Origin of the sequence: Niabella yanshanensis (assembly GCF_034424215.1) — a bacterium.
Taxonomy (GTDB): domain Bacteria; phylum Bacteroidota; class Bacteroidia; order Chitinophagales; family Chitinophagaceae; genus Niabella; species Niabella yanshanensis.
In genome coordinates, this window is record NZ_CP139960.1 from 1,455,154 (window position 1) to 1,470,952 (window position 15,799).

Sequence of the window (15,799 nt, forward strand, 5' to 3'; positions counted from 1 at the left end):
AATGTAGCGCTACTTCTGTATAGGTTGAATGGCAATATCGCGAATATCTCCCAGCTTCATTAATGTTTCTGCCAGGCGGTATTGAGGAATTGCAATATCCATCACACAAAATAGCTGCAGTTCCTGCTTTATTACTTCACATTCAAATTGTTTGACGGTGGTCATAATATCATTCATTTGGGTATAGTCGAACTGCAGGTGGTAAGAAACCAATACCGGCTTCCTGATCAATGGTGTAACCTGCAACGCCATAGCTGCCGCGGATTTATACGCATTAATCAGGCCGGGCACACCCAATAAGGTTCCGCCAAAATATCGAACTACTACAATAAGTATATCAGTAACGCCGCGACTATCAATCTGGCCCAGGATAGGTCTTCCTGCAGAACCTGAAGGTTCTCCGTCATCGCTTACCCTGTATTGATTATTATCGAGCCCCAAACGATAGGCAAAGCAATAATGGCTTGCTTTGGGGTATTCCTTTTTAATATCCAGTAGCTTTTGTTTGCAGTCGGCGATGGTTTTAACCGGGTAAGCTACCGCAATAAAACGACTTCCCTTGTCTTTAAATTCAGCAGCACCTGTTGTATTGATTGTATTAAAGTAATGCGGTACCTGCATGAACAAATGAGTTATTTTGGTTTTTAAAATATATAATTTCGTCGTTTTGCAATACTGTTGCTTTTAGCTTTACCTGTTCTGAAAGCATGGGTGCAGTCACACCTTTACTTACCAGCAGTTCCTTATTAGTAATTACACGGGCTTCATCCCACATACCGGCTTTTATAAAAGACTGGTGCAGGAAAGCGCCTCCTTCAACTAATACACTTTGTATGTTTAATTGGTGTAACTGGCGCAGACCATCCGGTATCATGCTATTTTTATCCATTTTTAAATAGATAATATTTCCCGCAACCGCATCCTTAATAGTATTCAAAATGATCACAACCGCTGTTGTATTAAAAAGACGAAGACTTACCGGCACCTTTAGATTGGGATCAAATACTATTTTCTTCGGAGCAGGTCCCATCCAGTTGCGGTTGTCCAGCAGCGGATCATCCGCTATGGCAGTATTGGCTCCTACCATAATAGCAGCGTGCTCAGTTCGCCAGCTGTGCACCAGGCGATTGGTATAATCATTACTGATCATCAGCCTGGTTTTACCTTCTTCAGAAATATACCCGTTTGCTGTTTGGGCCCATTTCAAGGTAATATAAGGACGAGTTAACTGGTGAAATGTAAAAAAGGCTTTATTTAAGGCGATGGCCTCTTTTTCCAAAACGCCCACTATTACTTCGATACCTGCAGCTTTGAGTTTCGCGATCCCCTTTCCGTCTACCTTTTCAAAACTATCTCTGCAGCCAATAACTACTTTAGGTATTTGATGCCGGATGATCAGATCGGCGCAGGGCGGCGTTTTACCGAAATGGGCGCAGGGCTCGAGCGAAACATATAAAGTAGATAAAGGAATTTTATCCGGATGATTTTGCAAGGCGTCCTGTATACAATGTACTTCAGCATGCGGGCCGCCGTACTGCTGATGATATCCCTCAGCTATCACTTGTCCTTTATGCACCAGCACTGCACCTACCATCGGGTTAGGCGCCACATGCCCCGCGGCTAATCTTGCCAGTTGCAGACAACGCCGCATATAAACCTCATGTGCCTGTTCGTACATTTTTGCAAATGTAAATGAATTAACATCCATCTTCTTCTATTTGCCGGCAGTTTACCATAAATGCAGTGGCCTTCAGTAAATTTTATAAGTTTGTAATATGTCGCTACAAAAATTAAAAGCAGTTTTTATTGAAAAATTAAAAGGTATTTACCCGGCGGACGAAGCCGGCAACCTGTTTAACCTGGCCATTGAAAACCTGACGGGAATTAATCTCCGGAATAATAGTACGGCAACATTTGCTCCCGACGGATGCTTTATGAAAATGTGGGATGCGATTGAAAAGCGACTACAGCAATCAGAACCGATACAATATATCTTAAATGAAGCCTGGTTCTATGACATTCCATTTTACGTCAATCAATCAGTATTAATTCCCCGCCCCGAAACAGAGGAACTGGTGGATTGGATTATAAAGGATCATAAAGAAAAACATGACCTGTCCATTTTAGACATTGGCACGGGAAGCGGCTGTATTCCTGTTATATTAAAAAGAAAAATACCACAATCCCGGGTAAGCTCCTGCGATATCAGCAACGAAGCCCTGCTGGTGGCTCAGAAAAATGCCCGTAAACATAAAACCGAAATCAATTTTATACAAAGCGATTTTTTAAATAAAAACAACTGGTCCTCCTTCTCAGCAACAGATATTATAGTAAGCAACCCCCCCTATATTCCGCAACAGGAAAAAAGCCTGATGCACGACAATGTTTTAGCCCACGAGCCTCACCTGGCACTTTTTGTAGAAGACAGTAACCCGCTTATTTTTTATGCAGCCATTGCAGAAGCAGGTAAAACATTATTGAAAGATAACGGAACGATTTACGTTGAGATATTTGAAGGACTGGGTAAGGAAACGCAGTTGTTGTTCGAAAACCAGGGTTTTAATCCTGTTTTAAAAAAGGACATGCAGGGCAAAGACCGCTTTGTTAAGGCCCGGAAATAATGAATTTACTGAACTAATCAATTTGATCTACGGTTATAAATACGGGACGTTCTGACACCTCAGCAAATATCTCGCCATTATGAATGGTCAGCAACTGCTGCTCACCCGATGTGCTACCAGCTAACAGTGAAATAACGTGGGCGGTTGATGCCTTAGCTGAAAGACGGACAGGAAAATTTTCTACTTTATAGTCTTTACTTGTTTTGGCCCATACTGCATAAACGCCCCGGGGACTCTTGATATCTTTAAATTTATAAACCAACACATCAGGGTGTGATGATTTTACTTCTCCCAGGAAACGCATATTTTTTAAAACATTTTTGAGTGTAGCTACATAATACCAGGATTTTTTCGGCGTCCAATCACCTTTTGGCCCCACTAAACCTGAACTGGCAAATTGTGTTTTATCAGCAGGATTAACATCGCGCAACATATACATTTGCGCCCGGTCTACCCCCGCAGCGGCGAACGCCAGGTAAGCTCTTATCATCCAGATTCCCTGTACCTCCTGCCGATCCATTGATCCTATTTCAGGCACGCTCAACCTGGAGTCAGGATGCGTATCCCACCCAAATTCCGAAACCCACACTTCTTTTCCCGGCAAATGGTCGTTCCTGTACTTAATAACAGGAACCAACTGTTCTTTTAGCCGCCCTTCCTCTGGCGATAAGGCCGGGCCACTATCTCCAAATTGTGAGCCATCCGGAAAGGTATATAAATGGAAATTAAGCACATCCACTGCAAACTTTTGATCCTTCCGGTTCAATTCGAACCAACGTTTCATTTTCTCAACATAGCTGATATCGAATATAGCGAGGCCTCCCATCACCAACTTTACCAAACTATCGGCATTTTTTATACCGTATTTCCTGTTGTATAAATTCATAGTGCCCCCGTGCCCGTCGTAGTCGGCACTTGCCATAGCGGCATACTCTTCGGGTGTAAATTCTGCATTTTCTCCCTCCCATGTTCTGTCCTGTTCATTCCAGTCCTCAATGTATTTTACATAACCCAAACCTGAGACTTTTCGTTCGCCTGGAGCTAATTGGAGCAAACTATCCGGCACCGCGCGACTTGCGTAACGCGCAGCAAACTGGTACATAAAGTTAGCCTTTGCATGGTACGAATAGGGATCGGCAGCGTTGAGACCTGGTGCATCTATTGGTTTATTGGCACTGTGGAAAGAAACAGTTTTTTGCAGCCAGTGAACGGAATTTTGAATGCAGGGAGCCACTCCTACTCCCAGATTATTGACATTACGGTAAAAGTCGTCGTAACTCCAGCCGGGATAACTGGGAGAAAATCGCATCTGGTTATGGGGAAATCCTTTATAAGCAGGATCGCCATTTCCCTCATCCCAATCCCAATTATGATATTCTCGCACAAAACCGGTTGCAGCGATGAGTTGAGGCGGATCGTCAACGAAAGCATTGAGCCCTATAAATTGATCGATAGTAATGGGAGCCGCTGTATCAATGATCCTTCCTTCATATTGGTATTTTTTACCATCAGGCACCACCTGATTAGTGGTTTCAGAACAGCCGGATATAACGAATAACAGTAAAATCAATCTAAAAAGTGTCAAATTTATAGCCATCATTAGCATATTTAAAATAAACACATCGTTTTATTGAAAAAAAAATAAATATGCATAATCCACTAAAAAACAACATAGTTGGCAGGATGTTTGTGAATTTTTCTCCATCATTTCACTTTCAATTTTTTAAAATTTATAAACATTTGTTAAACAGGTAACGCCCGAACCCTAAACCCTATCTTTGCGCGCGTCCGCAAGTAGCGTTGCCCAATCTGTATAAAATTCTCAACATGATTAAACTATTTTTAAGCCCTTTAAAGTACTTTAGTATCTTTATTTGCGCCACCGCATTGGTGCAATTCTATTCGTCTTGCACAAAGGCTACGCCACTCTATACGGGCGGAGACACTACGACTACTCCTCCTAAGGATACCACCACTACAACACCACCCAAAGATACCACAACTACGCCACCCAAAGATACCACAATAAAAGGAAGATCATTCCAGGTGGGCAGCGGTTCGGGCAACCTGACCATAGATGGCAGCAATTTAGTTATTAACGGATCAAATATAGTACTAACGAATGGGGATATAGTGAAGATTAAAGGTGGGTCTTATACAAGTATCACAATCAGGAACGTGAATGTCCCTACCAACGGCGCCAGGGTTACCTTTATTAATGACGGGCTTATTACCTTGGCGGGAACGCGGCAAATGAATTTATCCAACTTGAATAATGTAACGGTTTCAGGCGCGGGAAGCTCACAAAATGACCGGGGTTTGGTATTTACAAACAACAGCTTCAGGGCCGTTGTTTTATCGGGCTCAGTTAACAATTTCACTTTACAAAATGTTCTTTTTAAAAACATCGCCGATTATGTAATCACTTATAACGGCCTGGATAATTTAATTTACAATGGCAGCCCTAATTCTTATGTATCAAATCTCGCTTTCAAGAATATTGACGCAGAAAACGTTGCCCCTTTAATACAACTCAATGGAGATATAACAGCCAGCGGTTACAAAGGGCTTATCAACGGCCTTGAGATCTCTAACATGACCTGTATTAACTCTCCTGGTCTTGGCGCGGTGGTATATGCGGGTTGCGTCATTAATTTCAATATTCATGATAATTATGTAAACAATATCAATACTACCAACGATAATCACAATGGTGTATTTTTTATCCATGGAAATGGTAAATTTTACAATAATCGTGTAACCAATCACCAGGGTAACGCCTTAAGGGCATGGATTTTCAGTGCAGGAGAGTTTGCCAATAATAATACCGTAACTATTTACAACAACATAGTACATAATAGCCGGAAGTACAGCGCTTTTGAAATACAGGTTTTGGACTACATGAGAAGAAGTTCTGTATTCAAAGCTGCCAACACTATTGTGTACAATAATACCGTCGGCAAATTAAACACCGATAAAATGACCTTTCCTGGCAGGCTTATCGACGTGTACAATACCTTCGGAACGTTATCGGTTTACAACAATTTGGTTTTTAATAATAACGATTCTCAAATTTTAAATAATATGTCGAGCACTACTATTGTGAGGAATGAAAACAATGTATATATTGCTAATGAACAGGAAGCCGTGGTAATGTCGACTTTTGCTTCTAAAATAGCCGGTGTAGGAGCTAATTAAGGAAAATTTTCAATAAAATATGTTAGTAAAAAAGTTGTTATATAAATAGCAACTTTTTTACTTTATAGCCACTTCGGGGGATTTGATCAGCTTATTGAATAAATAAGTTCAATCTTAATAAAATTCGTACCTATATTTGTGGAATTAACCATATATTAATTGCTTCATTGCAACTAAAGTCTTCTTCAAAAATACAAACCCCTTTTAATAGAATAAATTAATTAAGACCAGATGGGTTCAAAGAGTTATTGGATAAAAAATGGCTTACTTAACTTGCTCCAAAACATGAGCGGCGTGTTATTCGGATTCGTAAATTTTTTTATTCTGGTTCGTATCCTTTCAAAAGAAGATTATGGCCTTTGGATTATTTTCATGAGTTTCACCGGTATCGTTGAGTTTGCAAAAAACGGGCTGACGCAGGAAGCCTCTATAAAATACTTAGCCGCGGCAGACGAAGAGAACAGAAAGAAAATCATTACTGCATCTTTCGCCATTAATTGTTTGTTTTCATTTATCGCAATTCTTCTCACCCTCATCTTCGCTCCTTTCCTGGGAAAACTCTGGCATTCGGAAAAAATAGTACCTATATTAAATTTGTATGTAATTGTATTTTTTGTATCAAGTATTCTCAACCAGCTAAATTGCATAGAGCAGGCACGCTTGCAGTTCAGAGGCGTTTTTTTTGCTACAGTGGCAAGGCAGTTCTTCTTCTTTATTTTTATTGTTTTCTGCTTTCTGACCAATTTTAAAATAACTTTAATATCGCTGACGGTAGGACTTATAGTAGTGACCATGATCGCTACGGCTGTAGCATTTTTATTTACCCGAAAAGCGATTCAGTATTCTAAAAAACTTGACTTCGCCTGGGTTAAAAAAATAGTCAATTTCGGTAAATATTCGTTCGGAGTATCGCTGAGCTCCATTTTATCAGGCTCGATAGACCAAATGATGTTAGGCTCTATGTTATCTACCTCTGCCAGCGGTTCTTTTAATGTGGCTGTTCGCATCACCAATTTGACCGATATACCGGTTAACTCCATGGCCAATGTTGTCTTTCCCCAAAGTTCGTTGAGGGTGGAAAAAGAAGGACCCGGAGCACTCAAGTATTTATACGAAAAGTCGATAGGCGTTATACTGAGCATACTGGTTCCAGCAATGCTTTTCGTATACATACTATCTGACTATATTATTATTTTCATCGCCGGCGAAAATTACCAGGATGCCATTCCGCTGTTACATGTCACATTACTGCTTTGCATCTTTAGCCCTTACAGCAGGCAGGCAGGCACCATACTGGCCGCTGCAAGCAAAACGAAGATTAACTTCTATATTATTATTATGAATACAGTTCTGCTGATTACGTTGAATTATTTTCTCATTCAGGAGTTTGGCGTAATGGGTGCCGCCTATGCTTCCTTTATATGTACCGCTATTATGTTTGTAATTACACAGATCATTCTTAAAAGACATTTTGGAATAAATGCCCTGGCTCCCTGGAAATATGCATTACACTTTTATCCTGAGTTTTATCACAAATACCTGAAAAAAGAAAGTAGATCTTAAACTCTTACCTAAATTATTTTTTCATGAACGATACAATACATATAGTTGCCGCAACCGACAATCATTACGCTATACTGTTAGCTGCATTGGTAAAATCAGTAGAGGTCAACCATCATACACCGGAACCGGTTGTTTTTACGGTAATCGATGATGGCATCAGCGCCGGAAATCGCAAAAAAATAGCGGCATCTGTACAGGGTGGGCGCGTTAGCATTAATTGGGTTAACTCAAAAAACCTGATCCCGGAGAATATACAGCTGCCCCTAGACAATTCGGCATTTCCGCTTACAACTTACTTAAGAATATTCGGGCCTTACGCTCCTGCAGAAGCGTCAAAAGTTATTTATCTCGATGTAGATACGATTGTACTCGACGACATTTCAAAACTCTGGCATACTGATCTTAACAATAACTTATTTGCAGCCGTGCAGGATGTTCAGGAGACCGTAAGCTGCTCATGGGCCGGCATACCCAATTACAAGGAACTCGGCATTCCGCCGGAAACGAAATACTTTAATGCAGGCGTTCTTCTGATCAATGCCAAACGCTGGCGCGATGAACAAATTGCCGGTAAAGTAATACAGTTCCTGCACGAAAACAGGAAACATATCAACTACGCAGACCAGTATGGCTTAAATGGAGTGCTTTATAACCAATGGCTTCAGCTCGATCCTCAATGGAACTGGTTTGCCTTTAAAGAACATCAACGACCTGCACTCATACACTTTCTCGACATTAAGCCCATTTTTAAAAACTATAAGTCAGAGCCTTTATTTCAGAAATACTTCTTTGAGTACCTGAATCAAACACCTTTTAAAGGAACAAAGCTAATTGCAGGTAACAGAAGAATCCTTAAAAAAATTCGCACCCGGATTAAAAAAGCGCTTATGTCATTAGTCAAAAAATGATCTGACATTCTATTATAGTTCTCCCTTTTTTAACTGATCTACTGCATACGCAGCAGCACGTGCCGTTAATGCCATATATGTAAGAGAAGGATTTTGACAGGCGGAAGACGTCATGCAACTGCCATCGGTTACGAAAACATTTTTCACGTTATGTATTTGATTGTTGGCATTCAAAACGGAAGTTTTGGGATCTCTTCCCATGCGGGCAGTTCCCATTTCGTGCACTGTGAGGCCGCCTGATTTGTGGTAAATAAAAGTATCTATGTTTTTAAAGCCCGCCTCTGTCAACATTTCCCCACAGGTATTCCTGATGTCTTCCATCATTTTCTTTTCGTTTTCCCCGAAAGAGAAATCAATATGTACCAGCGGCTGTCCCCATTTATCTTTTTTTGTTTTGCTTAAATAAACTTTGTTATCGTGATAGGGCAGGCATTCACCCCATCCTGCCATCCACACCGACCATTTACCAGGCGTTGTGAGCCTGGCTTTGAAATCAGCGCCTGTTTCATCTGATTCATACATCCGGTCGGGCCACTCTGCCCGTTCGCCGTCTCCTTGAATATTATAGCCACGGACAAAATCAAGCTTTTCATCTCCGTTATTGATATTCCGGTACCTGGGGATCAGAAATCCGCAAGGGCGCCTGCCCTTGTAATAACTATCCTGAAATCCTTCATGTTGTCCGGATGCGCCTGCGGCCGAATGGTGATCCATCAGGTTATGTCCCAGTGCGCCGCTGTCATTCCCGAGGCCATCGGGAAATCTTGCCGATTTTGAATTAAGAAGTATAGATGTAGAGCCGATTGTTGAAGCGTTTACAAATATTATTCTGGCGGCAAACTCGTAGTGTTGCATAGTTAGCATGTCAATCACCCTAACTCCTTTTGCACGCCGGGTGGTATCATCATAAATAATTTCCGAAACTACCGAAAACGGACGCAGGGTTAAATTACCTGTTGCTAAAGCTGCGGGAATCGTTGAGCTGTTGCTGCTAAAATAAGCGCCAAACGGGCAGCCCCTGGAACATAGGTTCCTGTTGAGGCAGCTTCCCCTACTTCCGATAGGACTGGTTAAATTAGCCACTCTTGCTATCGTGAGCAGCCTTTCCTCATTTTTATTTCTGATGGACTCCTTCAAATGATTTTCAATACAGTTGAGTTGCATGGGGCTGAGAAACGCTCCGTCGGGAAGCTGGGGCAGGCCATCGCTTTGACCGCTTACGCCAATAAACTTTTCAACATAAGTGTACCAGGGAGCAATATCTTTATAACGGATAGGCCAATCTACACCAAAGCCGTCGCGCAAATTGGCTTCAAAATCCAGATCACTCCACCTGTAACACTGTCTTCCCCACACCAGCGAACGCCCTCCCACCTGATAACCGCGTATCCAGGCAAATGGGCTATCCTGTACATAAGGATGATCGTTATCATTTACAAAAAAATGCTTGGAGCCCGGATCACAGGCCTGGCTTTGCACCGGTTGGTCCTGTAAATCTTTTTGAGTGGTCAGAAGCCTGTCTGCAAACTCCCATGGCTTCAGTAATGCTGTAGGATAATCGCCATGCTTCACATCACGGCCTCTTTCCAGAAGCAGCGTTTTCAGTCCTTTTTCACACAGCTCTTTGGCAGCCCACCCCCCGCTGATACCCGAACCTATCACAATTGCGTCGTAAACCATTTTAAAGTACTTTATTTTGTTGCCCAGCTTTTCTGTCCTGGAGTCAGTTTTGTGCAAGGTATATAGGTAGCCGGGATATAATCAAAAGCCAGCCCCCGCGTAGCACCCGGTTCCGACGTACAATAGCCTACTACAACCAGCTCACGTAAAATTTCGGTAAAGCTTCTGCCCGTCAGTTTGCGCTTCACCTTCCTGAGAAAATTATTCATAGGGAACTGTTCCCGCATGTTACTTAAAGCTTCGGATCTTTCTTTGGTCGTACACTTTTCAAAATCTTTATGATATACATTCAGACAATAAGCCTCAAGTTTTTTTAATCCGTTAATGAAAGTATTCTTCTCTGATCTTTCCAATATTTCCTTCACTGCATGTACCACGAACGCGGCAACGCCGGCCTCTTTAGCGCCTGGCGTATCGGTTGCAGGTATTATTGTTTCGGATATTTCTGCGATAAGATAGTGTCTTCCTTTTAAATATTCATAATCGGGAGCCTGATATCTGCTGTACAGTTCAAATCCAAAAACTGAAGCTACGCCGGCAGCTCCGAAAATTTTTATAATCTGACGCCTCTTCATCCGTGTATATATCTATATTGTTTTGGTTTAGATTTTGTCGAGAGCAGTGCTGTAATACGCTTTCGGCGTATTAGTTTTGTTGCTATTGGGTTTCCAGACCTTATTATCCCCGAAATCGAGAATATAGAAAGTGACCGGCAAAGAAACTAATAATAAAGTTAGTATTTTCGTTCAAAATAAATACAAAACATCTTCGTACAAGTTTTGTAATCGTTAAATTGCATAAAAATAAACCTTTCTACGCAATGTATATCTTTTCATCTCCGAGCTGGATACTTAAATACAGGCACGAGTATGATAGTGTTGAGCGTGTTCCGCAAGAGGTGTTTGACAATATCAATAAAAAACTGGACACGAAGACTTCGCCAACGCCGAAGGTAACGGTTGCCATCGCCGCCTGGAACGAAGAAGTTAATATTCTCAACTGCATTTCTAGCATTGCGGACACCAGCAGTAGCGTTCCATTCGAAATTGTTGTTGTAAATAATAATTCAACCGACAAAACGCAAACGACGCTGGACAAGCTTCATATACGATCATTTTTTCAACCTGTACAGGGTTGTGGCCCGGCCAGACAAATGGGGCAGGAAAATGCAAGGGGCGAATATATACTTTTAGCAGATGCTGACTGCATATACCCTAATGGCTGGATGGATAAAATGCTGGAGCAGCTTACTCAACCCGGTGTGGTGTGTGTATACGGCCGCTACTCTTTTATCCCCGATAATGGCTATCCCAGATGGAAGCTGTTTTTGCTGGAAAGACTAAAAGATGTGATTGCCGAACTACGTCACTATAAACGGCCGTATTTAAATGCTTTTGGTATCAGTATGGGCTATGTAAAAAAATATGGGCTGGAAGTTGGCTTTGTTAACTATCAGATACGTGGCGAAGATGGGCGTCTTTGTTTCGATCTGATGAAGTATGGCAAGATCAGGCAAGTTAAGTCAGACCAGGCCCGGCCCTGGACGCCGCCCAGGACCTTACAGCTCGAAGGCAGTTTCCTTAAAGTGTTAAGCAAGCGTATTGTAAGGGAAACAAGAAGATTCGGTTCTATGTTTGTTCCGCACCCCCCGCACGACACCAAAACATCAAAAAATGAATAACCAATATATGGGTACGCATTTTGCAGATATAACACTCCTGGTCACACATTATAACCGCAGCGCCTCTTTAGAAAATCTTTTAGAATCCTTTGTTGCCCGAAATTTAAGTTTCGCGGATATTGTGGTATCTGATGACGGCAGCCAACATTCTCATTTTAGCCGGCTACAGGAACTGCAGGAAAAGTATCATTTTAGACTTGTGCCTGCTGTTACAAATGGAGGATTGGGGAAAAATCTTAATAAAGGGCAGGATGCAGCAACTACACTCTACACCCTATATGTACAGGAGGATTTCGAAGCCACTGACAAACTACGCGACGCGTTAGTTGCTGCACATACGTTTATGGAGGATGATAAGGATCTGGATTACGTGCGGTTTTATGCCTATATCCCATATCCCTATCTGAAAAAATTTAAACACGGATTCTCTAAAATAGAAATTCGTAACCTTGGCCGGAATTACCGGAAGATATATGCCTACTCAGATCATCCGCATTTAAGACGCAGCAATTTCTTTGAAAAGTTCGGCAGATACCCGGAAGGCCTTAAAGGGGACTTAACCGAGTACAAAATGTGCATTTCATTTCTTCAGAATAAAGGGAATGGCCTATTTTATGATCAGTTTTCAGAACTTTTTGTGCAAAAGAATTCTGCCGCAGAACCCAGCACGATGACCCGATCGAATATACGGCAAAGCGATAATTTCTTTATTTCTATAGTGAGAGATATTTACCGTCAGTTTAAATACAACTACGATATTCTATTCATGAAAAGCCTGAAACGTCACTAATATAGTATAGCAGTCCTACCCGGTGCGGTGATCCTTTCCCGCCAACAATTCATCGAGCTTATCGAGAACATATGCATCGACAGATTCGTCAAATTTCCTGGCAAAAAAGCTTTCAGATGCGGATATTGCCTGGAGGTCTTTTATGGTGAGCAACTTAGGCCGCGGATTTTTTTCAGACCAATCAATAAACCGGTAATTATTATTAACGACCCTGGACTTAAAATCCGAATTCATCAGTATGGTAGCGAAAAGATACTCATCCGCCCCCCAGGTAAGTTTTGCGAATCTCCTTAATTTGCGGTTATTCCCGATCGTGTGCGCAAGGAAATAAGCTGCTTCCGCGGGCAACGTCCACCAGGTGGAGCAACTTCCACCATATAGCTTCCAATTCATAGGAAACTTTCTCGTTGGTAATAAGAAGTTCACAAGCCGTTGCGCCATGTACTTGCCTTTTACAGGAAAGTCGTTGAAGTGATATCTGGTTAACCTCACAATATTCTCTTTCCACCAGAACAGCCCCTCTACGTCTTCATAAAAAATAAAACATTTTCCCTTGTTTTCCTGGAGAAAGGCCGTAAAATCGCTTGCCTTTTTAATAGGATAGTCCTGGGCGCTTAACAGATTAATAAACTCATAGGGCTTTCCACCATCCCTGATTTCTTCCAGTGAAGAAACGATGGCTTCGACCAGACTGTATCCCCCCCAGTTAACCTTGACTCTTTTTTTTACAAAACGCACACCCTGACTTTCAAGGAAGGTAAAAGCATTTATATCAGTTTTTTTATCTACATGCACATAAATGTCACTTCCCGGCAGGCGTAAGGACTTTGCCAATCTAGCTACCTGTTCCGGTTTATTATGAGCAATGATTAAATGGCAAATATTCATACACTTATCTTTGTGTGCTGTTAATAGCAGCATAAATAGCCTTCACAGAATTCTCCCAACTGTGAGAATGCGCAAACGCTATCTTTTCTCTTATTGCCGTCTGCGGTTGAGACTCAAGCGCCTTTTTTAATAACCTTTGATAATCCGATGGGGTTTCAGCCAGCAACACAAACTCTTCAAATAATTTCATAGCCTCCGTTCTGGTAGCTATTACCGGCTTTCCCATAGCAAGATACTCATCTATTTTCCTGGGGTAGTTCCCAACCGTAAGGTCATTTATAACCTGCGGATTGATACAGACATCAAAGGCGGAAATATAGGCGGGAAGTACTTCCGGGGGCTTCGATCCGGTAAAGAAAGTGTTAGGCATACTATGCAGTCTGCTCCTCCTGAAATCCTCATCTTCCGGTCCTACAAAAACGAAAAGCAGGGCCTGATTTTTTGCAGCAAGTTCTTCCAATAATGCTATATTCAGCCGGGCTGACAAAAGAGCACCGACATAGCCAATCACCGGAGCCAGGCCAAACTCCTTTTTCTTATTGATAATATCTTCCGGAACCGTTTGCTCCATCGTGAATAAAGAAAAATCGCAGCCTTGCCCTACGTAATGGGAGTTGGGATTAAAGCCGGCACAATGCTCTGTCAGATACATTGAATTGGCTACACAAACATCGGCTTTGGCAATAAGTTTCGGTTGCCATACCGGGCCATGTTTTTTCCAATAGTCTGTTGCATAAAAATTATCACGCAAATAATAAACCGAAACCGAAGGATTGATATAATCCTGTAAGTAAAAGCTTCGGAACATATCGCCATCATTGAAAAGAATGTAGTCTTTAAAGCCCGTCAAACCTATCGCGGTTTGAATACTGCGCGCAAGAAGCCGGTTATTTCTACGGTTAAACAGATCGAAGAGCGCTTCACTCTTTATCCAGTTGATCGATTCAATGACAACATCATGGTACCAGACCCAAAGGTTATCCTGTACCATTTCTAGTGGCTCCTTGTGCCTACGAACTACATCAAGCCTTCTTTTAGTGGAAGCCTTTTCTTTTTGTTGATATCTAGACTTCCTATCCAATGGCGTACTAACATACAAAACACGATTATGCCTGCTAAACTCTACCGCAATATTTTTACAGTTACTGCCAATGTCGGTATCCCAGGACTGCTGGCCAACAATAATTATGTCCCTGTTATTGATCATAACTGTAACGTCTTTTATTCAAAATGTTTAGTAGCAACCGATCTCTTATTAGCGTTTCCGGCATGTATAAGAGATATCACCTGATAGAAAATGAAAGACGGTATATGTTTTAAGGCATTAATAATACGCCTGTCGGCGCCCCGTAAAGGCAGCATAAACCCGAGAACGAACAAACCAAAAGCCAATAGCCAAAACAGCGAATGAGCTGGAACTATAAAAAGATTAAGTATTGCACAGATCACTGATAAAATCAGGAAAATAAACAATGGTGGGCGTAAGAGTACCAATCCAAATATCGCCTGGTTACGATTCAGTCGTTTTACTCCAAGGCCCAATACCCTGAAACCGAACCTGGCATATTTAAACCAGGTGTTAATCCACCGGGCCCGCTGGTTTACCAACTGAGCGGGTCTTGTTGTTTTTTGATCATATACTATAGCCCTTTCGCTAAACGCTATGCGATGTCCCCGTCTTACAATTTCATATTGTAGGACTTTATCAAATCCCGCGCCGGAAACATCCCTGTTGGCCAGGCATTGCTGGTAAAGTTCTACAGAAAAAGTCATTCCTGAACCCGATAAGGTTGCCGAAGATCCTACTGTAAACAGTACTTTACCATCATAGAAGTGATAATATATATCCCGCGCGGCGTCAAGACTCGCATACTGGCTGTCGAGGTTTTTGGCTGCGCGCAAGCCCTGTACCGCATCGAATCCCTGGCTTAAAGCCGCATTCATTTCATCCAGATAATACATATCCACGATGTTGTCGCTATCTATGATAGTCAGATAATCATGCTTTCTTCGAAAATGTTCAATCGCATAAAAATGAGACCGGACGTTACCGCCCAATACTTGTTCGGGCTTCAATAGTATCACACGTTCATCGGTGAATACAAGCGAAGAAATATCTGTACAATTATCCAGTACAACGTAGCAAAGGAAATTGGTGTACTTTAAATTGAGAATAGATTGAACAGTTTCGGGGATGTGCGTTATTTCCTGGTAAGCAGTTACAATAATGGCATAATCCGGCTGTAAGCCGACGGCTGCCGGAAGCTTTGTTTTCTGCACACGAGACTTGTTCCATAAAAACAAAAGATACAGTATTACCGGCAGTACGAGGTTATAGCCGATCAGGAACTGTATCAGATACCACAAATAAATCATGATATTCTATTTTATTGTTTTAATACCGGCTTTTAAACCCCATAAAAAGCATAACAGGCCGGGTATGATGAATATGATAAATGGCATAAGAAAT

At 41.7% G+C, this 15,799-nt stretch carries 14 protein-coding genes; 6 read left to right on the forward strand and 8 right to left on the reverse strand.

Annotated elements, in window-relative coordinates:
- Positions 1-9: 9 nt before the first annotated feature.
- Together U0035_RS05710 and ribD are read right to left on the reverse strand one after the other, a co-directional pair.
- Positions 10-621, reverse strand: coding sequence for an IMPACT family protein (locus U0035_RS05710; RefSeq protein ID WP_114789064.1), 612 nt, complete (start codon positions 619-621; stop codon positions 10-12).
- Complete coding sequence (ribD, locus tag U0035_RS05715; protein WP_245957566.1) at positions 599-1,708, reverse strand: bifunctional diaminohydroxyphosphoribosylaminopyrimidine deaminase/5-amino-6-(5-phosphoribosylamino)uracil reductase RibD; 1,110 nt, start codon at positions 1,706-1,708, stop codon at positions 599-601. The genes U0035_RS05710 and ribD overlap by 23 nt, the downstream gene beginning before the upstream one ends.
- Positions 1,709-1,775: 67 nt before the next feature.
- Between ribD and prmC the strand changes: the two genes are divergently transcribed.
- Positions 1,776-2,621, forward strand: coding sequence for a peptide chain release factor N(5)-glutamine methyltransferase (prmC, locus tag U0035_RS05720; protein ID WP_114789065.1), 846 nt, complete (start codon positions 1,776-1,778; stop codon positions 2,619-2,621).
- A 13-nt stretch (positions 2,622-2,634) separates the two neighbouring features.
- On the opposite strand, the gene U0035_RS05725 is transcribed toward prmC, so the two are convergent.
- Positions 2,635-4,221: a hypothetical protein gene (locus U0035_RS05725; protein ID WP_114789066.1), complete on the reverse strand. Its 1,587-nt coding sequence runs from the start codon at positions 4,219-4,221 to the stop codon at positions 2,635-2,637.
- 227 nt (positions 4,222-4,448) lie between these two features.
- On the opposite strand from U0035_RS05725, the gene U0035_RS05730 reads away from it, so the two are divergent.
- The 3 genes from U0035_RS05730 to U0035_RS05740 all read left to right on the forward strand — a co-directional run bounded on the left by U0035_RS05730 (position 4,449) and on the right by U0035_RS05740 (position 8,290).
- The gene (locus U0035_RS05730; RefSeq protein WP_114789067.1) at positions 4,449-5,819 is read left to right on the forward strand and encodes a hypothetical protein; all 1,371 of its coding nucleotides are present in this window, start codon (positions 4,449-4,451) and stop codon (positions 5,817-5,819) included.
- 231 nt (positions 5,820-6,050) lie between these two features.
- On the forward strand, positions 6,051-7,382 hold the full coding sequence (locus U0035_RS05735) for a flippase (RefSeq protein WP_114789068.1): 1,332 nt from the start codon (positions 6,051-6,053) through the stop codon (positions 7,380-7,382).
- Positions 7,383-7,405: 23 nt separating this feature from the next.
- On the forward strand, positions 7,406-8,290 hold the full coding sequence (locus U0035_RS05740; protein WP_114789069.1) for a glycosyltransferase family 8 protein: 885 nt from the start codon (positions 7,406-7,408) through the stop codon (positions 8,288-8,290).
- Between the two features lie 12 nt (positions 8,291-8,302).
- On the opposite strand, the gene U0035_RS05745 is transcribed toward U0035_RS05740, so the two are convergent.
- Together U0035_RS05745 and U0035_RS05750 are read right to left on the reverse strand one after the other, a co-directional pair.
- Positions 8,303-9,970 carry a GMC oxidoreductase gene (locus U0035_RS05745; protein WP_114789070.1) on the reverse strand — a complete coding sequence of 556 codons (1,668 nt, stop codon included), beginning with the start codon at positions 9,968-9,970 and terminating at the stop codon, positions 8,303-8,305.
- 11 nt (positions 9,971-9,981) lie between these two features.
- Positions 9,982-10,545 carry a gluconate 2-dehydrogenase subunit 3 family protein gene (locus U0035_RS05750; RefSeq protein ID WP_114789071.1) on the reverse strand — a complete coding sequence of 188 codons (564 nt, stop codon included), beginning with the start codon at positions 10,543-10,545 and terminating at the stop codon, positions 9,982-9,984.
- 245 nt (positions 10,546-10,790) lie between these two features.
- On the opposite strand from U0035_RS05750, the gene U0035_RS05755 reads away from it, so the two are divergent.
- Positions 10,791-11,651 (forward strand): glycosyltransferase family 2 protein, encoded by an 861-nt coding sequence (locus U0035_RS05755; RefSeq protein ID WP_114789072.1) that lies wholly within the window; start codon positions 10,791-10,793, stop codon positions 11,649-11,651.
- Positions 11,644-12,441: a glycosyltransferase gene (locus tag U0035_RS05760; protein WP_114789073.1), complete on the forward strand. Its 798-nt coding sequence runs from the start codon at positions 11,644-11,646 to the stop codon at positions 12,439-12,441. The genes U0035_RS05755 and U0035_RS05760 overlap by 8 nt, the downstream gene beginning before the upstream one ends.
- A 15-nt stretch (positions 12,442-12,456) precedes the next feature.
- Here the strand turns inward: U0035_RS05760 and U0035_RS05765 are convergent, their stop codons facing one another.
- Genes U0035_RS05765 through U0035_RS05775 form a run of 3 tightly spaced genes read right to left on the reverse strand, consistent with a single transcriptional unit; the run spans position 12,457 to position 15,705 of the window.
- The gene (locus U0035_RS05765) at positions 12,457-13,329 is read right to left on the reverse strand and encodes a beta-1,6-N-acetylglucosaminyltransferase (protein WP_162817732.1); all 873 of its coding nucleotides are present in this window, start codon (positions 13,327-13,329) and stop codon (positions 12,457-12,459) included.
- A gap of 4 nt (positions 13,330-13,333) precedes the next feature.
- Positions 13,334-14,536, reverse strand: a complete 1,203-nt coding sequence (locus U0035_RS05770; protein WP_114789075.1) for a glycosyltransferase — start codon at positions 14,534-14,536, stop codon at positions 13,334-13,336.
- Positions 14,537-14,550: 14 nt separating this feature from the next.
- On the reverse strand, positions 14,551-15,705 hold the full coding sequence (locus U0035_RS05775; protein ID WP_114789076.1) for a glycosyltransferase: 1,155 nt from the start codon (positions 15,703-15,705) through the stop codon (positions 14,551-14,553).
- Positions 15,706-15,799: the final 94 nt, after the last annotated feature.

Coding starts and splice junctions, on each gene's coding strand:
- U0035_RS05755 (WP_114789072.1), top strand. CDS start 10,791: ATGTATATCTTTTCATCTCCGAGCTGGATACTTAAATACAGGCACGAG.
- U0035_RS05750 (WP_114789071.1), bottom strand. CDS start 10,545: ATGAAGAGGCGTCAGATTATAAAAATTTTCGGAGCTGCCGGCGTAGCT.
- U0035_RS05770 (WP_114789075.1), bottom strand. CDS start 14,536: ATGATCAATAACAGGGACATAATTATTGTTGGCCAGCAGTCCTGGGAT.
- U0035_RS05765 (WP_162817732.1), bottom strand. CDS start 13,329: ATGAATATTTGCCATTTAATCATTGCTCATAATAAACCGGAACAGGTA.
- U0035_RS05760 (WP_114789073.1), top strand. CDS start 11,644: ATGAATAACCAATATATGGGTACGCATTTTGCAGATATAACACTCCTG.
- U0035_RS05710 (WP_114789064.1), bottom strand. CDS start 621: ATGCAGGTACCGCATTACTTTAATACAATCAATACAACAGGTGCTGCT.
- U0035_RS05725 (WP_114789066.1), bottom strand. CDS start 4,221: ATGATGGCTATAAATTTGACACTTTTTAGATTGATTTTACTGTTATTC.
- U0035_RS05735 (WP_114789068.1), top strand. CDS start 6,051: ATGGGTTCAAAGAGTTATTGGATAAAAAATGGCTTACTTAACTTGCTC.
- U0035_RS05740 (WP_114789069.1), top strand. CDS start 7,406: ATGAACGATACAATACATATAGTTGCCGCAACCGACAATCATTACGCT.
- U0035_RS05730 (WP_114789067.1), top strand. CDS start 4,449: ATGATTAAACTATTTTTAAGCCCTTTAAAGTACTTTAGTATCTTTATT.
- U0035_RS05775 (WP_114789076.1), bottom strand. CDS start 15,705: ATGATTTATTTGTGGTATCTGATACAGTTCCTGATCGGCTATAACCTC.
- U0035_RS05745 (WP_114789070.1), bottom strand. CDS start 9,970: ATGGTTTACGACGCAATTGTGATAGGTTCGGGTATCAGCGGGGGGTGG.
- ribD (WP_245957566.1), bottom strand. CDS start 1,708: ATGGATGTTAATTCATTTACATTTGCAAAAATGTACGAACAGGCACAT.
- prmC (WP_114789065.1), top strand. CDS start 1,776: ATGTCGCTACAAAAATTAAAAGCAGTTTTTATTGAAAAATTAAAAGGT.